Source organism: Paraburkholderia sp. RL17-383-BIF-A, assembly GCF_046028015.1.
GTDB lineage: Bacteria > Pseudomonadota > Gammaproteobacteria > Burkholderiales > Burkholderiaceae > Paraburkholderia.
Genome location: NZ_JARESR010000016.1, coordinates 21,395 through 35,717 on the forward strand (window position 1 = coordinate 21,395; position 14,323 = coordinate 35,717).

The 14,323-nt window shown below is 57.8% G+C and carries 28 protein-coding genes; all 28 read left to right on the top strand.

From position 1 onward, the window contains the following. Nucleotides 1–90 precede the first annotated feature (90 nt). The 28 genes from rplC to rplQ all read left to right on the top strand — a co-directional run bounded on the left by rplC (nucleotide 91) and on the right by rplQ (nucleotide 14,255). Nucleotides 91–750 carry a 50S ribosomal protein L3 gene (gene rplC / locus P0D71_RS19195; protein ID WP_007180137.1) on the top strand — a complete coding sequence of 220 codons (660 nt, stop codon included), beginning with the start codon at nucleotides 91–93 and terminating at the stop codon, nucleotides 748–750. Beyond that, on the top strand, nucleotides 750–1,370 hold the full coding sequence (gene rplD, locus P0D71_RS19200; RefSeq protein WP_007180136.1) for a 50S ribosomal protein L4: 621 nt from the start codon (nucleotides 750–752) through the stop codon (nucleotides 1,368–1,370). Before rplC ends, rplD begins: the two co-directional genes overlap by 1 nt. Next, nucleotides 1,367–1,681, top strand: coding sequence for a 50S ribosomal protein L23 (rplW, locus tag P0D71_RS19205; RefSeq protein ID WP_007180135.1), 315 nt, complete (start codon nucleotides 1,367–1,369; stop codon nucleotides 1,679–1,681). The genes rplD and rplW overlap by 4 nt, the downstream gene beginning before the upstream one ends. Nucleotides 1,682–1,683: 2 nt before the next feature. After that, a complete protein-coding gene (gene rplB, locus P0D71_RS19210) occupies nucleotides 1,684–2,511 on the top strand; it encodes a 50S ribosomal protein L2 (RefSeq protein WP_091798350.1) in 828 nt (275 codons plus the stop codon). A 10-nt stretch (nucleotides 2,512–2,521) separates the two neighbouring features. Further along, on the top strand, nucleotides 2,522–2,797 hold the full coding sequence (gene rpsS, locus P0D71_RS19215) for a 30S ribosomal protein S19 (protein WP_004199273.1): 276 nt from the start codon (nucleotides 2,522–2,524) through the stop codon (nucleotides 2,795–2,797). 7 nt (nucleotides 2,798–2,804) lie between these two features. Next, entirely contained in the window at nucleotides 2,805–3,137 is a 333-nt protein-coding gene (gene rplV / locus P0D71_RS19220) for a 50S ribosomal protein L22 (protein WP_007180133.1), read from the top strand. Between the two features lie 11 nt (nucleotides 3,138–3,148). Further along, nucleotides 3,149–3,955 carry a 30S ribosomal protein S3 gene (gene rpsC / locus P0D71_RS19225; protein WP_007180132.1) on the top strand — a complete coding sequence of 269 codons (807 nt, stop codon included), beginning with the start codon at nucleotides 3,149–3,151 and terminating at the stop codon, nucleotides 3,953–3,955. A 2-nt stretch (nucleotides 3,956–3,957) separates the two neighbouring features. After that, nucleotides 3,958–4,374 (top strand): 50S ribosomal protein L16, encoded by a 417-nt coding sequence (rplP, locus tag P0D71_RS19230; RefSeq protein ID WP_007180131.1) that lies wholly within the window; start codon nucleotides 3,958–3,960, stop codon nucleotides 4,372–4,374. 10 nt (nucleotides 4,375–4,384) lie between these two features. Continuing rightward, entirely contained in the window at nucleotides 4,385–4,579 is a 195-nt protein-coding gene (rpmC, locus tag P0D71_RS19235) for a 50S ribosomal protein L29 (protein WP_007180130.1), read from the top strand. After that, a complete protein-coding gene (gene rpsQ / locus P0D71_RS19240; protein ID WP_007180129.1) occupies nucleotides 4,576–4,848 on the top strand; it encodes a 30S ribosomal protein S17 in 273 nt (90 codons plus the stop codon). The genes rpmC and rpsQ overlap by 4 nt, the downstream gene beginning before the upstream one ends. 290 nt (nucleotides 4,849–5,138) lie before the next feature. Next, nucleotides 5,139–5,507: a 50S ribosomal protein L14 gene (gene rplN / locus P0D71_RS19245; protein ID WP_006052212.1), complete on the top strand. Its 369-nt coding sequence runs from the start codon at nucleotides 5,139–5,141 to the stop codon at nucleotides 5,505–5,507. A 9-nt stretch (nucleotides 5,508–5,516) separates the two neighbouring features. Continuing rightward, nucleotides 5,517–5,825, top strand: a complete 309-nt coding sequence (gene rplX / locus P0D71_RS19250; RefSeq protein WP_006052213.1) for a 50S ribosomal protein L24 — start codon at nucleotides 5,517–5,519, stop codon at nucleotides 5,823–5,825. Between the two features lie 17 nt (nucleotides 5,826–5,842). Then, entirely contained in the window at nucleotides 5,843–6,382 is a 540-nt protein-coding gene (gene rplE, locus P0D71_RS19255; RefSeq protein WP_006052214.1) for a 50S ribosomal protein L5, read from the top strand. Nucleotides 6,383–6,389: 7 nt separating this feature from the next. Continuing rightward, nucleotides 6,390–6,695 carry a 30S ribosomal protein S14 gene (rpsN, locus tag P0D71_RS19260; RefSeq protein ID WP_006052215.1) on the top strand — a complete coding sequence of 102 codons (306 nt, stop codon included), beginning with the start codon at nucleotides 6,390–6,392 and terminating at the stop codon, nucleotides 6,693–6,695. 14 nt (nucleotides 6,696–6,709) lie between these two features. Then, nucleotides 6,710–7,105 carry a 30S ribosomal protein S8 gene (gene rpsH, locus P0D71_RS19265; protein ID WP_006052216.1) on the top strand — a complete coding sequence of 132 codons (396 nt, stop codon included), beginning with the start codon at nucleotides 6,710–6,712 and terminating at the stop codon, nucleotides 7,103–7,105. Nucleotides 7,106–7,123: 18 nt separating this feature from the next. Further along, nucleotides 7,124–7,654: a 50S ribosomal protein L6 gene (rplF, locus tag P0D71_RS19270; protein WP_012434569.1), complete on the top strand. Its 531-nt coding sequence runs from the start codon at nucleotides 7,124–7,126 to the stop codon at nucleotides 7,652–7,654. A 12-nt stretch (nucleotides 7,655–7,666) separates the two neighbouring features. Further along, nucleotides 7,667–8,032 carry a 50S ribosomal protein L18 gene (rplR, locus tag P0D71_RS19275; RefSeq protein WP_144137971.1) on the top strand — a complete coding sequence of 122 codons (366 nt, stop codon included), beginning with the start codon at nucleotides 7,667–7,669 and terminating at the stop codon, nucleotides 8,030–8,032. Between the two features lie 14 nt (nucleotides 8,033–8,046). Beyond that, nucleotides 8,047–8,565 carry a 30S ribosomal protein S5 gene (gene rpsE / locus P0D71_RS19280; protein ID WP_007180127.1) on the top strand — a complete coding sequence of 173 codons (519 nt, stop codon included), beginning with the start codon at nucleotides 8,047–8,049 and terminating at the stop codon, nucleotides 8,563–8,565. Nucleotides 8,566–8,575: 10 nt separating this feature from the next. Beyond that, the gene (gene rpmD / locus P0D71_RS19285; RefSeq protein ID WP_007180126.1) at nucleotides 8,576–8,758 is read left to right on the top strand and encodes a 50S ribosomal protein L30; all 183 of its coding nucleotides are present in this window, start codon (nucleotides 8,576–8,578) and stop codon (nucleotides 8,756–8,758) included. 29 nt (nucleotides 8,759–8,787) lie between these two features. After that, the gene (rplO, locus tag P0D71_RS19290; protein WP_007180125.1) at nucleotides 8,788–9,222 is read left to right on the top strand and encodes a 50S ribosomal protein L15; all 435 of its coding nucleotides are present in this window, start codon (nucleotides 8,788–8,790) and stop codon (nucleotides 9,220–9,222) included. Between the two features lie 46 nt (nucleotides 9,223–9,268). Continuing rightward, entirely contained in the window at nucleotides 9,269–10,615 is a 1,347-nt protein-coding gene (gene secY / locus P0D71_RS19295) for a preprotein translocase subunit SecY (RefSeq protein ID WP_091798353.1), read from the top strand. Between the two features lie 8 nt (nucleotides 10,616–10,623). After that, entirely contained in the window at nucleotides 10,624–10,842 is a 219-nt protein-coding gene (infA, locus tag P0D71_RS19300; protein WP_408481594.1) for a translation initiation factor IF-1, read from the top strand. Between the two features lie 20 nt (nucleotides 10,843–10,862). Continuing rightward, nucleotides 10,863–10,979, top strand: coding sequence for a 50S ribosomal protein L36 (gene rpmJ, locus P0D71_RS19305; protein WP_004199844.1), 117 nt, complete (start codon nucleotides 10,863–10,865; stop codon nucleotides 10,977–10,979). A 41-nt stretch (nucleotides 10,980–11,020) separates the two neighbouring features. Next, the gene (rpsM, locus tag P0D71_RS19310; RefSeq protein ID WP_006052223.1) at nucleotides 11,021–11,386 is read left to right on the top strand and encodes a 30S ribosomal protein S13; all 366 of its coding nucleotides are present in this window, start codon (nucleotides 11,021–11,023) and stop codon (nucleotides 11,384–11,386) included. Between the two features lie 28 nt (nucleotides 11,387–11,414). Then, a complete protein-coding gene (rpsK, locus tag P0D71_RS19315; protein ID WP_006052224.1) occupies nucleotides 11,415–11,819 on the top strand; it encodes a 30S ribosomal protein S11 in 405 nt (134 codons plus the stop codon). A gap of 147 nt (nucleotides 11,820–11,966) precedes the next feature. After that, nucleotides 11,967–12,590 (top strand): 30S ribosomal protein S4, encoded by a 624-nt coding sequence (rpsD, locus tag P0D71_RS19320; RefSeq protein WP_007180123.1) that lies wholly within the window; start codon nucleotides 11,967–11,969, stop codon nucleotides 12,588–12,590. Between the two features lie 124 nt (nucleotides 12,591–12,714). Then, nucleotides 12,715–13,692 carry a DNA-directed RNA polymerase subunit alpha gene (locus P0D71_RS19325; RefSeq protein ID WP_028199575.1) on the top strand — a complete coding sequence of 326 codons (978 nt, stop codon included), beginning with the start codon at nucleotides 12,715–12,717 and terminating at the stop codon, nucleotides 13,690–13,692. 170 nt (nucleotides 13,693–13,862) lie between these two features. Further along, nucleotides 13,863–14,255 (top strand): 50S ribosomal protein L17, encoded by a 393-nt coding sequence (gene rplQ / locus P0D71_RS19330; RefSeq protein ID WP_006052227.1) that lies wholly within the window; start codon nucleotides 13,863–13,865, stop codon nucleotides 14,253–14,255. Nucleotides 14,256–14,323: the final 68 nt, after the last annotated feature.

A 14,323-nucleotide genomic window follows, 5' to 3' on the forward strand; every position in this document is an offset into this window, starting at 1 on the left:
CGGTGTGCTGCAGCATGAATTCATGCCCGAAACGGCACCGGCATTTTGTAAATTAGCCCCGACCAATCGCAGTCGGGAATGGAGAAAACGATGAGCCTTGGACTCGTAGGTCGCAAGGTTGGCATGACCCGTATCTTCACGGCAGAAGGGGATTCGATTCCCGTTACCGTGCTGGACGTGTCCGACAACCGCGTGACGCAGATCAAGACTGTTGAAACCGACGGCTACACGGCCGTGCAGGTTGCATTCGGTACGCGCCGTGCATCGCGCGTGACGAAGCCGTTGGCCGGTCATCTCGCCAAAGCCGGTGTTCAAGCCGGTGAAATCCTCAAAGAATTCCAGATCGATGCTGCCAAGGCTGCCGAGTTGTCGAACGGCACCGTGGTCGGTCCCGACCTGTTCGAAGTAGGCCAGAAGGTCGACGTGCAAGGCGTGTCGATCGGTAAGGGCTACGCCGGTACCATCAAGCGTTACAACTTCGCATCCGGCCGTGCATCGCACGGTAATTCGCGCTCGCACAACGTGCCGGGTTCGATCGGTATGGCGCAGGATCCGGGTCGTGTTTTCCCGGGTAAGCGCATGACCGGTCACATGGGTGACGATACGGTAACCGTGCAAAACCTCGAAATCGCTCGTATCGACGCTGACCGCAAGCTGTTGCTGGTCAAGGGCGCCGTTCCGGGTGCGAAGGGTGGCAAGGTATTCGTTACGCCGGCCGTGAAGACGCGTGCCGTGAAAGGAGCGAAATAATGGAACTTAAGCTCCTGAATGCCAATGGTCAGGAAGGTGCAGGCGTTAGCGCGTCGGACGTCGTGTTCGGCCGCGATTACAACGAAGCCCTGATTCACCAGGTGGTGGTGGCGTATCAAGCGAATGCCCGTAGCGGTAACCGCGCGCAGAAGGACCGTGAGCAAGTCAAGCACACGACCAAGAAGCCGTGGCGCCAGAAGGGTACGGGTCGCGCCCGTGCCGGTATGTCGTCGAGCCCGTTGTGGCGCGGCGGTGGCCGGATCTTCCCGAATTCGCCGGAAGAAAACTTTTCGCACAAGGTCAACAAGAAGATGCATCGCGCAGGTCTCTGCTCGATCTTCTCGCAGCTGGCCCGCGAAGGCCGTATCTCGGTAGTCGACGAGCTGACGCTCGAAGCGCCGAAGACGAAGCTGCTGGCCGAAAAATTCAAGGCGATGGGTCTCGACTCCGTGCTGGTGATTACCGACACGGTTGACGAAAACCTGTACCTCGCGTCGCGCAACCTCGCCCATGTGGCAGTTGTCGAGCCGCGTTACGCCGACCCGCTGTCGCTGATCTACTTCAAGAAGATCCTGATCACGAAGGCTGCGGTCGCCCAGATCGAGGAGTTGCTGTCATGAGCGAGATTCGCAAGAACGATCATCGTTTGATGCAGGTCCTGCTCGCGCCGGTGATCTCCGAAAAGGCGACGCTGGTGGCCGACAAGAACGAGCAAGTCGTGTTCGAAGTCGCGCCCGATGCCACGAAGCAGGAAGTGAAAGCTGCAGTCGAGCTGCTGTTCAAGGTGGAAGTCAATTCCGTCAACGTGCTGGTCTCGAAGGGCAAAGCCAAGCGCTTTGGCCGCTTCATGGGCAAGCGCAAGGACGTGAAGAAGGCGTATGTCTGCCTGAAGCCCGGCCAGGAAATCAACTTTGAAGCGGAGGCCAAGTAATCATGGCAATCGTTAAAGTTAAGCCGACTTCGCCGGGCCGCCGTGCGATGGTCAAGGTGGTCAACAAGGATCTGCATAAAGGCAAGCCGTTCGCACCGCTGCTCGACTCGCAATCCACGACCGCCGGCCGTAACAACAACGGCCACATCACGACCCGTCATAAGGGTGGTGGTCACAAGCATCACTATCGTGTCGTCGATTTCCGTCGCAACAAGGACGGTATCGCAGCGAAGGTCGAACGCCTTGAGTACGATCCGAACCGTAGCGCGAACATTGCGCTGGTTCTGTACGCAGACGGCGAACGCCGCTACATCATCGCTCCGAAGGGTATCACCGTCGGTCAGCAACTGATGTCAGGTTCGGAAGCGCCGATTCGTGCAGGCAACACGCTGCCGATCCGCAACATTCCGGTCGGTACGACGATTCACTGCATCGAAATGCTGCCTGGCAAGGGCGCGCAAATGGCGCGTTCGGCTGGTACGTCGGCGATGCTGCTGGCTCGTGAAGGCATCTACGCACAGGTCCGCCTGCGCTCGGGTGAAATCCGCCGCGTCCACGTTGAGTGCCGCGCGACGATTGGTGAAGTTGGCAACGAAGAGCATAGCCTCCGTCAAATCGGTAAGGCTGGCGCGAACCGCTGGCGCGGTATCCGCCCGACGGTGCGTGGCGTTGCAATGAACCCGGTCGATCACCCGCACGGTGGTGGTGAAGGCAAGACGGCTGCAGGTCGCGATCCGGTGAGCCCGTGGGGCACACCTGCTAAGGGTTATCGCACCCGCAGCAACAAGCGCACGACGAGCATGATCGTCCAGCGCCGTCACAAGCGTTAAGGAGTAGGCAATGGCACGTTCTGTAAAAAAAGGTCCGTTCTGCGACGCCCATTTGCTGAAGAAAGTTGAGGCGGCAGCAGCTTCGCGGGATAAGAAGCCGATCAAAACCTGGTCGCGTCGCTCGACGATCCTCCCGGATTTCATCGGTCTGACGATCGCCGTTCATAACGGCCGTCAACACGTTCCGGTGTACATCTCGGAAAACATGGTCGGCCACAAGCTTGGCGAGTTCGCACTGACCCGTACGTTCAAGGGTCACGCAGCCGACAAGAAGGCTAAGAAATAAGGGGCTCATGATGGAAGTGAAAGCAATTCATCGCGGTGCCCGCATCTCGGCGCAGAAAACGCGCCTTGTGGCTGACCAGATCCGCGGTTTGCCGGTCGACAAGGCGCTGAACGTTCTGACGTTTTCGCCGAAGAAGGCTGCGGGAATCGTGAAAAAGGTCGTGCTGTCGGCGATCGCGAATGCGGAGCATAACGAAGGCGCCGATATCGATGAGCTCAAGATCACGAGCATCTACATCGACAAGGCTGCGTCGCTCAAGCGTTTTACCGCGCGCGCTAAAGGCCGCGGTAACCGCATCGAGAAGCAATCCTGTCACATCACTGTGACGGTCGGGAATTAAGGGGTCATACGATGGGACAGAAAATTCATCCGACTGGCTTCCGTTTGGCCGTCAGCCGCAATTGGGCGTCGCGTTGGTACGCGAACAACAACAATTTCGCGGCGATGTTGCAGGAAGACATCGGTGTTCGTGAATACCTGAAGAAAAAGCTGAAGAACGCGTCCGTCGGGCGCGTTGTGATCGAGCGTCCTGCAAAGAACGCCCGTATCACGATTTTCAGCTCGCGTCCGGGTGTCGTGATCGGTAAGAAGGGTGAAGACATTGAACTGCTGAAGTCCGAGCTGCAAAAGCGCATGGGCGTTCCGGTTCACGTCAACATCGAAGAAATCCGTAAGCCGGAAACCGATGCGCAACTGATCGCGGATTCGATCACGCAACAGCTCGAGCGCCGGATTATGTTCCGCCGCGCGATGAAGCGTGCGATGCAAAACGCGATGCGTCTGGGTGCTCAAGGCATCAAGATCATGAGCGCTGGCCGCCTGAACGGTATCGAAATCGCTCGTACGGAATGGTATCGCGAAGGTCGCGTGCCGCTTCATACGCTGCGTGCTGATATCGACTACGCAACGTCGGAAGCAAAGACGACGTACGGCATCATCGGCGTGAAGGTGTGGGTCTACAAGGGCGACACGCTCGGCCGCAACGACGCACCGGTGGTTGAAGAAGTCGCCGAAGAAAAGCGTCCGCGCCGCAACGCACGTCCGGGTGGCGATCGCCGTCCGCGTCGCGATGGTGAAGGTGGTGGCCCGGCAGGTGCACGCCGTGGCGCTCCCCGTCGTGCTGGCGGTGCCGGCGACGGCGGGAAGACTGGAGAATAACGATGCTGCAACCGAAACGCAGAAAGTATCGCAAAGAGCAGAAGGGTCGTAACACCGGTATCGCTACCCGCGGCAACGCGGTGTCGTTCGGTGAGTTCGGCCTGAAGGCTATCGGTCGTGGTCGCTTGACCGCGCGCCAGATTGAAGCGGCACGTCGTGCAATGACGCGTCACATCAAGCGTGGTGGCCGCATCTGGATCCGCATCTTCCCGGACAAGCCGATCTCGCACAAGCCGGCTGAAGTACGGATGGGTAACGGTAAAGGTAACCCTGAGTACTACGTCGCAGAGATTCAACCGGGCAAGATGCTGTACGAAATGGACGGCGTAACCGAAGAGCTGGCACGCGAAGCGTTCCGTCTGGCTGCAGCTAAGCTGCCGCTCAAGACGACGTTTATCGTGCGTCAGCTCGGCGCCTAAGGAGCAAATGATGAAGGCTTCCGAACTTCACCAGAAAGATCAGGCCGCGCTCAACAAGGAGCTGTCGGACCTGTTGAAGGCGCAATTCGGCCTGCGCATGCAACTCGCGACCCAGCAGCTCACGAACACGAGCCAGCTGAAGAAGGTTCGTCGCGACATCGCACGTGTGCGGACCGTCCTGACTGAGAAGGCGAACCAGAAATGAACGATAGCGTAAAAACCTCGCTCAAGCGGACGCTGGTCGGCAAGGTCGTCAGCAACAAGATGGACAAGACGGTCACCGTGCTGGTTGAGCACCGCGTGAAGCACCCGATCTACGGCAAGTACGTTGTGCGTTCGAAGAAGTACCACGCGCACGACGATGCGAACACGTACAACGAGGGCGACCTCGTTGAAATCCAGGAAACGCGTCCGATTTCGAAGACGAAAGCTTGGGTTGTGGCTCGCCTGGTCGAGGCTGCTCGCGTCATCTGACGCCGCAATGTTGTAGAAGTAATTGAAATCGCAGTAAGTTTCGCTTGCAAGACCGAGATTATTTGTTATAATCTCGGTCTTCCCTCTTTTATGGGAGCCCCGTCGCGGGCGAAGTTGGTGGGGGAAGCGGATCGGGCGCCAGTCTGTTCCGAAGGATTCACCGGATTGCGATGGCGGGTTTCGTTTGCCGTCGCTGCTGTTCATACCCAAGCAGCCGATTGGCTGACGGGACCAAGACTGACCGGGTACGCCATGGTGGTGTGGCCGGATTAAGTTGGGAAAGATAAACCATGATCCAGACCGAAACTCGGCTTGAAGTGGCCGACAACACGGGTGCACGTGAAGTCATGTGCATCAAGGTGCTCGGCGGCTCGAAGCGTCGTTATGCCAGCATTGGCGACATCATCAAGGTGACCGTCAAAGAAGCAACGCCGCGCGGGCGCGTGAAGAAAGGCGAAATTTATAACGCCGTGGTGGTTCGCACCGCCAAGGGCGTGCGCCGTCAGGACGGCTCGCTGATCAAGTTCGATGGCAACGCCGCTGTGTTGTTGAATGCCAAGCTCGAACCTATTGGCACCCGTATTTTCGGGCCTGTCACGCGCGAGTTGCGCAGCGAACGATTCATGAAGATCGTTTCGTTGGCACCTGAAGTGCTGTAAGGAGTCGCGATGAACAAGATTCGCAAAGGTGACGAAGTTATCGTCATCACCGGCAAAGATAAAGGCAAGCGCGGCGTCGTGCTGTCCGTTGGCGAAGGCAAAGTGATTGTCGAGGGTATTAACCTCGTCAAGAAGCACGTCAAGCCGAACCCGATGAAGGGTACGACGGGCGGTGTGGAAGCCAAGACGATGCCGCTGCAAATTTCGAACGTCGCATTGGTCGACGCGAATGGCAAGGCGTCGCGTGTAGGCATCAAGGTCGAGGGAGACAAGAAAGTCCGTTTCCTTAAAACGACCGGTGCCGAGCTGAGCGCCTGACGCTGCGGAGTAAAAAAATGGCTCGTTTGCAAGAGTTTTACAAAGAAAAGGTTGTACCCGGCCTCATCGAGAAGTTCGGTTACAAGTCCGTGATGGAAGTGCCGCGCATCACCAAGATCACCCTGAACATGGGTCTTGGCGAAGCCGTTGCTGACAAGAAGATCATCGAAAACGCCGTTGGCGACCTGACGAAGATCGCAGGCCAGAAGCCGGTGATCACGAAGGCACGCAAGGCAATCGCTGGCTTCAAGATCCGTCAAGGCTATCCGATCGGTGCAATGGTCACGTTGCGTGGTCAAGCAATGTACGAATTTCTGGACCGTTTCGTGACGGTCGCGCTCCCCCGTGTGCGTGACTTCCGTGGCGTGTCGGGTCGTGCATTCGATGGTCGCGGCAACTACAACATCGGTGTGAAAGAGCAGATCATTTTCCCCGAAATCGACTACGACAAGATCGACGCACTGCGTGGGCTGAACATCAGCATCACGACGACTGCGAAGACCGACGACGAAGCAAAGGCTCTGCTCGCCAGCTTCAAGTTCCCGTTCAGAAACTGAGGTTACCGTGGCTAAACTGGCACTGATCGAACGTGAAAAGAAGCGTGCTCGCCTGGCCGCTAAGTACGCTCCCAAGCGTGCAGAGCTGAAAGCGATCATCGGCGATATGAGCAAGTCGGACGAAGAGCATTACGCAGCACGTCTGGAACTGCAACAACTGCCGCGCAACTCTAATCCGACCCGTAAGCGCAATCGTTGCGCAATTACCGGTCGCCCGCGTGGCACGTTCCGTAAATTCGGGCTGGCGCGTAACAAGATTCGCGAAATCGCGTTTCGCGGCGAGATCCCTGGCCTGACCAAGGCGAGCTGGTAATAGGAGAAACGTAAATGAGCATGAGTGATCCTATCGCCGATATGCTGACTCGCATCCGCAATGCGCAGATGGTTGAGAAAGTCTCGGTGACTATGCCCTCGTCGAAAGTCAAGGTTGCGATTGCGCAGGTCCTGAAGGACGAAGGCTATATCGATGATTTCGCAGTGAAGTCCGAAGGTGCGAAGTCTGAATTGAACATCGTGTTGAAGTACTACGCTGGCCGTCCGGTCATCGAACGCATTGAACGCGTTTCGAAGCCTGGTCTGCGTGTGTACCGCGGCCGTAACGACATCCCCGTGGTCATGAATGGCCTCGGCGTGGCAATCGTGTCGACGCCGAAGGGCGTGATGACGGACCGCAAGGCGCGTGCAACGGGCGTTGGCGGCGAAGTCATCTGCTACGTCGCTTAAGGCCGAAAGGAGAGAAACATGTCTCGAGTAGGTAAAAGCCCGGTCGCGCTGCAAGGCGCAGAAGTGGCCCTGAGCGACGATCGCATCACCGTCAAGGGCCCGCTGGGTACGATTACGCAGGCGGCAAACCGCCTCGTGAAAGTGGTGAACGACAACGGCACGCTGAATTTCGAGCCGGTTGACGAAAGCCGCGAAGCGAATGCGATGTCGGGCACGATGCGCGCACTGGTTGCGAACATGGTGAACGGCGTGACGAAGGGTTTCGAGCGCAAGCTGACGCTGGTTGGCGTTGGCTACCGCGCACAGGCGCAAGGCGACAAGCTGAACCTGTCGCTGGGTTTCTCGCACCCTGTGGTGCACCAGATGCCGGAAGGCGTCAAGGCTGAGACCCCGACGCAAACCGAAATCGTGATCAAGGGGATCAACAAACAACAAGTTGGCCAGGTCGCTGCAGAAGTGCGCGGCTATCGCCCGCCGGAGCCCTATAAGGGCAAGGGTGTGCGTTACGCCAATGAGGTTGTGATCCTCAAAGAAACGAAGAAGAAGTAAGGGTGCGCAATCATGGATAAGACTCAATCTCGCCTGCGCCGCGCTCGTCAGACGCGTATCAAGATCTCTGAGCTGCAGGTCGCGCGTCTCGCCGTGCATCGCACGAACACGCACATCTATGCGCAAGTGTTCTCGCCGTGCGGCACCAAGGTGCTCGCCAGCGCGTCGACGCTCGAAGCCGAAGTGCGTGCGCAACTGGCTGATCAAACGGGCAAGGGCGGCAACGTCGCTGCTGCCACGCTGATCGGTAAGCGCATCGCAGAAAAGGCTAAGGCTGCCGGCATCGAATCCGTCGCCTTCGACCGTTCGGGTTTCCGTTACCACGGCCGCGTGAAAGCGCTGGCTGATGCGGCGCGCGAAGCCGGACTCAAGTTCTAAGGGAAGAATTCGTCATGGCAAAGATGCAAGCGAAAGTTCAGGCTGACGAACGCGACGACGGCCTGCGCGAAAAGATGATTTCGGTCAACCGCGTGACCAAGGTTGTGAAGGGCGGCCGGATTCTCGGTTTCGCCGCACTGACCGTGGTTGGCGACGGCGATGGCCGCATCGGCATGGGCAAGGGCAAAGCGAAGGAAGTTCCGGTTGCTGTTCAAAAGGCAATGGAACAAGCTCGCCGTAACATGTTCAAGGTGCCGCTGAAGAACGGTACGTTGCAACACGAAGTGCATGGTAAGCACGGCGCATCCGCAGTTCTCCTCGCTCCGGCGAAGGACGGTACGGGCGTGATCGCTGGTGGCCCGATGCGCGCAGTGTTCGACGTAATGGGCGTGCAAAACGTGGTTGCTAAGAGCCACGGTTCGACGAACCCGTACAACCTCGTTCGTGCAACGCTCGACGGTCTGCGCAAGCAGTCCACGCCGGGCGACATCGCGGCGAAGCGCGGCAAGTCCGTCGAAGATATTCTGGGCTAAGGTGGACACCATGTCTGATAAAACTGTCAAGGTCCAGCTCGTCAAGAGCCTGATCGGCACCCGTGAGACGCACCGTGCAACGGTGCGTGGCTTGGGCCTGCGCCGACTCAACTCGGTCAGCGAGTTGCAGGACACGCCGGCTGTGCGCGGCATGATCAACAAGGTTTCGTACCTCGTTAAGGTCATCAGCTAAGCGGCTGACCAGGACTCAAGGAGTTGATAATGGAATTGAATAACCTGAAGCCGGCTGAAGGCTCGAAGCACGCTAAGCGTCGCGTCGGCCGTGGTATCGGCTCCGGTCTGGGCAAGACGGCTGGCCGCGGTCACAAGGGTCAGAAGTCGCGCTCAGGCGGCTTTCACAAGGTTGGCTTCGAAGGCGGTCAAATGCCGCTGCAACGTCGCCTGCCGAAGCGTGGCTTTACTTCGCTGACGAAGGAATTCGTTGGTGAGGTGCGTCTCTCGGATCTGGAAAAGCTGCCGGTCGATGAAATCGATCTGCTGGCTCTGAAGCAGGCCGGCTTGGTCGGCGAGTTGATCAAGAGCGCCAAGATCATCGCGACGGGCGAGCTCAAGCGCAAGGTCGTTGTGAAGGGTCTGGGTGCGACGAAGGGTGCGCGCGCTGCTATCGAAGCAGCCGGCGGCTCTTTTGCCGAGTAACGCGCAAGCTAATTGCCGTCACTAGCATTTGCATCGGAGAAGGTACTTGGCTAACAGCCCGAGTCTCGCAAAACCCGGTCGCGGCGCGGCGAAGTTCGGCGATCTGCGTCGGCGGGCAGTGTTCCTGCTGCTGGCGCTGATCGTCTACCGTATCGGCGCGCATATTCCGGTGCCGGGTATTGACCCGGACCAGCTGGCAAAGCTTTTCCAAAGCCAGTCGGGCGGCATCCTTGGCATGTTCAACATGTTTTCGGGTGGCGCACTTTCGCGGTTCACGATTTTTGCGCTGGGGATCATGCCGTATATTTCGGCGTCGATCATCATGCAGTTGCTGGCGATTGTCTCGCCGCAGCTCGAAGCGCTGAAAAAGGAAGGGCAAGCGGGTCAACGGAAGATTACGCAGTACACGCGTATCTTCACGGTCCTGCTGGCGACGTTCCAGGCGTTCGGCATTGCCGTGGCGTTGGAAAATCAGCCTGGCCTGGTGATTGATCCGGGAATGGTTTTTCGGTTGACGACGGTCGTGACGCTGGTGACCGGCACGATGTTCCTGATGTGGCTGGGTGAGCAGATCACGGAGCGCGGGCTTGGCAACGGTATCTCGATCATTATTTTCGGCGGGATTGCAGCGGGCTTCCCGAATGCAATCGGTGGTCTTGTTTCGCTGGTGCAAACCGGTTCGATGAGTCCGATATCCGCGATTATCGTCGTCGCGCTGATTGCTGCTGTGACGTATCTGGTGGTGTTCATCGAACGCGGCCAGCGCAAGATTCTTGTGAACTACGCAAAGCGGCAAGTCGGTAACAAGATTTACGGCGGTCAGTCTTCGCATTTGCCGCTGAAATTGAACATGTCGGGCGTGATTCCGCCGATCTTTGCATCGTCGATCATTCTCTTCCCGGCAACCATCCTGAACTGGTTTAGTTCGGGGTCGCGTACCAGCTGGTTCGCAGACACGTTGCACAACGTGGCCGAAGCCCTTAAGCCCGGTCAACCCGTGTACGTGTTGCTGTACGCGTTGGCGATCGTTTTCTTCTGTTTCTTCTACACCGCACTGGTGTTCAACAGCAGAGAGACGGCCGACAACCTGAAAAAGAGTGGCGCTTTCGTCCCAGGCATCCGCCCGGGCGATCAAACGGCCCGATACATTGACCGCATCCTCACGCGTCTGACGCTGGCCGGTGCGATCTACATCGTGTTCGTTTGTCTGCTGCCCGAGTTTCTGGTGCTGCGCTGGAACGTGCCGTTTTATTTTGGTGGAACGTCGCTGCTGATCATTGTCGTCGTCACAATGGATTTCATGGCGCAGGTGCAGTCGTACGTTATGTCGCAACAGTATGAATCGCTGCTGAAGAAAGCTAATTTCAAAGGCGGCGGCGTCCCGATGCGTTGAAAGGACTTATGGCCAAAGACGATGTGATCCAGATGCAGGGTGAAGTCATCGAAAACCTGCCTAATGCTACCTTCAAGGTGAAGCTGGAAAACGGCCATGTCGTATTGGGACACATATCTGGGAAGATGCGGATGCACTACATCCGGATCTTGCCGGGCGACAAGGTGACGGTTGAATTGACGCCTTACGATCTGTCGCGTGCGCGGATCGTGTTCCGGGCGAAGTGATTTGAAAAAAGGGTAATATCATGAAAGTGATGGCATCGGTTAAGCGCATTTGCCGCAATTGCAAGATCATCAAGCGCAAAGGCGTTGTGCGCGTGATTTGCAGCTCTGATCCGCGCCACAAACAGCGTCAAGGCTGAACGCCGCGCTTTTGCTTGCGCTTTTTGTTTGAGGAAAAACAATGGCTCGTATCGCAGGGGTTAACATCCCGAATCACCAGCATACCGAAATCGGCCTCACGGCTATCTACGGTATCGGCCGCACGCGCTCGCGCGACATTTGCGTCGCTGCTGGTGTGGCATTTTCGAAGAAGGTCAAAGACCTGAACGACGCAGACCTCGAAAAGCTGCGTGAAGAAGTCGGCAAGTTCATCGTTGAAGGCGATCTGCGCCGTGAAACGACGATGAACATCAAGCGCCTGATGGATCTCGGCTGCTACCGTGGCGTTCGGCATCGTAAGGGCTTGCCCCTGCGCGGCCAACGTACGCGTACGAATGCCCGTACGCGCAAGGGTCCGCGTCGTGCAGCGCAATCGCTGAAGAAGTAAGCGGAACTGACAGTTACAGGAAAACGTAATGGCTAAGGCTTCGAACAACTCCGCGGCGCAACGCGTTCGCAAGAAGGTCAAGAAGAACGTCGCCGAGGGCGTGGTTCACGTTCACGCGTCGTTCAATAACACCATCATCACGATCACTGATCGTCAAGGCAATGCACTTGCTTGGGCAACGTCGGGTGGTCAGGGCTTCAAGGGTTCGCGTAAGTCGACCCCGTTTGCAGCCCAGGTGGCAGCCGAATCGGCTGGCCGCGTGGCGATGGAATACGGCGTGAAGAACCTCGAAGTGCGGATCAAGGGCCCCGGTCCTGGCCGTGAGTCGGCGGTGCGCGCGTTGCATGGTCTTGGCATCAAGATCACCGCGATCTCCGACGTGACTCCCGTCCCGCACAACGGCTGCCGTCCGCCGAAGCGTCGTCGTATCTAAGACGCTTGTTTTGCCAGCGCCTGTTGCCGCCCTGCGCGGCGGCAGGCTGCTTGCGCTATTGAATTGACTAAGCCCACCGTTCGACCCAAAGGGTTCGGACTAGCGCGAATGCATGCATTTGCGTGATTAATCATAGAAGGAATCAACGTGGCACGTTATATCGGCCCTAAGGCCAAGCTGTCCCGCCGTGAAGGCACTGACCTTTTCCTGAAGAGCGCCCGTCGTTCGCTCGCTGACAAGTGCAAGCTTGACAGCAAGCCCGGCCAGCACGGCCGCACCTCGGGTGCACGTACGTCCGACTACGGCACGCAGTTGCGCGAAAAGCAAAAAGTGAAGCGCATCTACGGTGTCCTCGAGCGCCAATTCCGCCGTTACTTCGCTGAAGCTGACCGCCTGAAGGGCAACACGGGTGAAAACCTGCTGCAACTGCTCGAATCGCGTCTGGATAACGTCGTGTATCGCATGGGCTTCGGCTCGACGCGCGCTGAAGCGCGTCAGCTGGTGAGCCACAAGGCGATCACGGTGAACGGCGTTGTGTCGAACATCCCGTCGATGCAAGTGAAGGCTGGCGACGTCGTTGCTGTCCGCGAACAGAAGAAGAAGCAGGCGCGTATTCTCGAAGCGCTGTCGCTGGCTGAGCAAGGCGGTCTGCCGAGCTGGGTCGCTGTTGATTCGAAGAAGTTCGAAGGCACGTTCAAGCAGAAGCCGGAACGCAGCGACATCGCTGGCGATATCAACGAAAGCCTGATCGTCGAATTGTATTCGCGGTAATCGGATTAACGGCCGGGGCACCTCGATTGCGCTAAGCAAGGGGGCGTCTCGGCTGTTTATTTTCAGGTTGTTACCGGTCAGCCTTATCGGTGTAACGAGCCGAGGGTATTGAAAAGGAAAACCTATGCAAACCAGTTTGTTGAAGCCCAAGATCATCGCTGTTGAATCGCTTGGTGAGAGCCACGCGAAAGTGGTCATGGAACCGTTTGAACGCGGTTACGGCCACACCTTGGGTAACGCGCTCCGGCGCGTGCTGCTGTCGTCGATGGTGGGCTATGCGCCGACCGAGGTGACGATCGCAGGCGTCGTGCATGAGTATTCGACGCTCGACGGTGTGCAAGAGGATGTGGTCAACCTGTTGTTGAACCTGAAGGGCGTGGTCTTCAAGCTGCATAATCGTGACGAAGTGACGGTTACGCTGCGCAAGGAAGGCGAAGGCGTTGTCACCGCTGGCGACATCGAACTTGCGCACGATTGCGAAGTGATCAACCCGGATCACGTGATTGCGCATCTGTCGAAGGGCGGCAAGCTCGACGTGCAGATCAAGGTCGAAAAGGGCCGCGGCTATGTGCCGGGCAATGTGCGTCGTTATGGCGAAGAGTCGGCCAAGATCATCGGCCGTATCGTGCTGGATGCGTCGTTCTCGCCGGTTCGCCGCGTGAGCTATGCCGTGGAAAGCGCCCGCGTCGAACAGCGTACCGACCTCGACAAGCTCGTGATGAACATCGAAACCAACGGTGTGATTTCGCCGGAAGAAGCGATCCGTCAATCGGCGCGCATTCTGGTCGATCAACTGTCGGTCTTCGCTGCTCTGGAAGGCACCGAAGCAACGGCTGAGGCGCCGTCGCGCGCGCCGCAGATCGATCCGATCCTGCTGCGCCCGGTTGATGATCTCGAGCTGACGGTTCGTTCCGCGAACTGCCTGAAGGCCGAGAACATTTACTACATCGGCGACCTGATCCAGCGCACGGAAAACGAGCTGCTCAAGACGCCGAATCTGGGCCGCAAGTCGCTGAACGAAATCAAGGAAGTACTGGCGTCGCGTGGTTTGACGCTCGGCATGAAACTCGAGAACTGGCCGCCGGCTGGTCTGGACAAGTAATCCCGGGGCAGAACCCCGTCGCTGCACTGGCAAAGACGCGGATTTTCCTTTAAAATCCGCGTCTTGTCTTTTTTCACTACCGGCCCGTGCACTCGCTACCGTTGGGAAACCGCGGGAAGTTCGAGAGCGATAGAAGAGCTGGACCAAAACTTTGAATCGAAGGAATTAACATGCGTCACCGTCATGGTTTGCGGAAACTGAACCGCACGAGCAGCCACCGTCTGGCAATGCTCCGTAATATGTCCAACTCGCTGATCGAGCACGAAGTCATCAAGACCACGCTGCCGAAGGCGAAAGAACTCCGTAAAGTCGTCGAGCCGCTGATCACGCTCGGCAAGAAGCCGTCGCTGGCAAATCGTCGTCTGGCATTCAACCGCCTGCGCGATCGTGACTCGGTCACGAAGCTGTTCGAAGTTCTGGGCCCGCGTTACGCTACCCGCCCGGGCGGCTACCTGCGCGTGCTGAAGTTCGGCTTCCGCGTTGGTGACAACGCTCCGATGGCACTGGTCGAACTGCTCGACCGTCCGGAAGTTGAAGAAGTCGAAGTGCAAGAAGCTGAGTAAGCTTTTTAGCATCAAAAGAAAGCCAGGCGCCAAGCCTGGCTTTTTTGTTTCCAGCGCCATAACGCGCG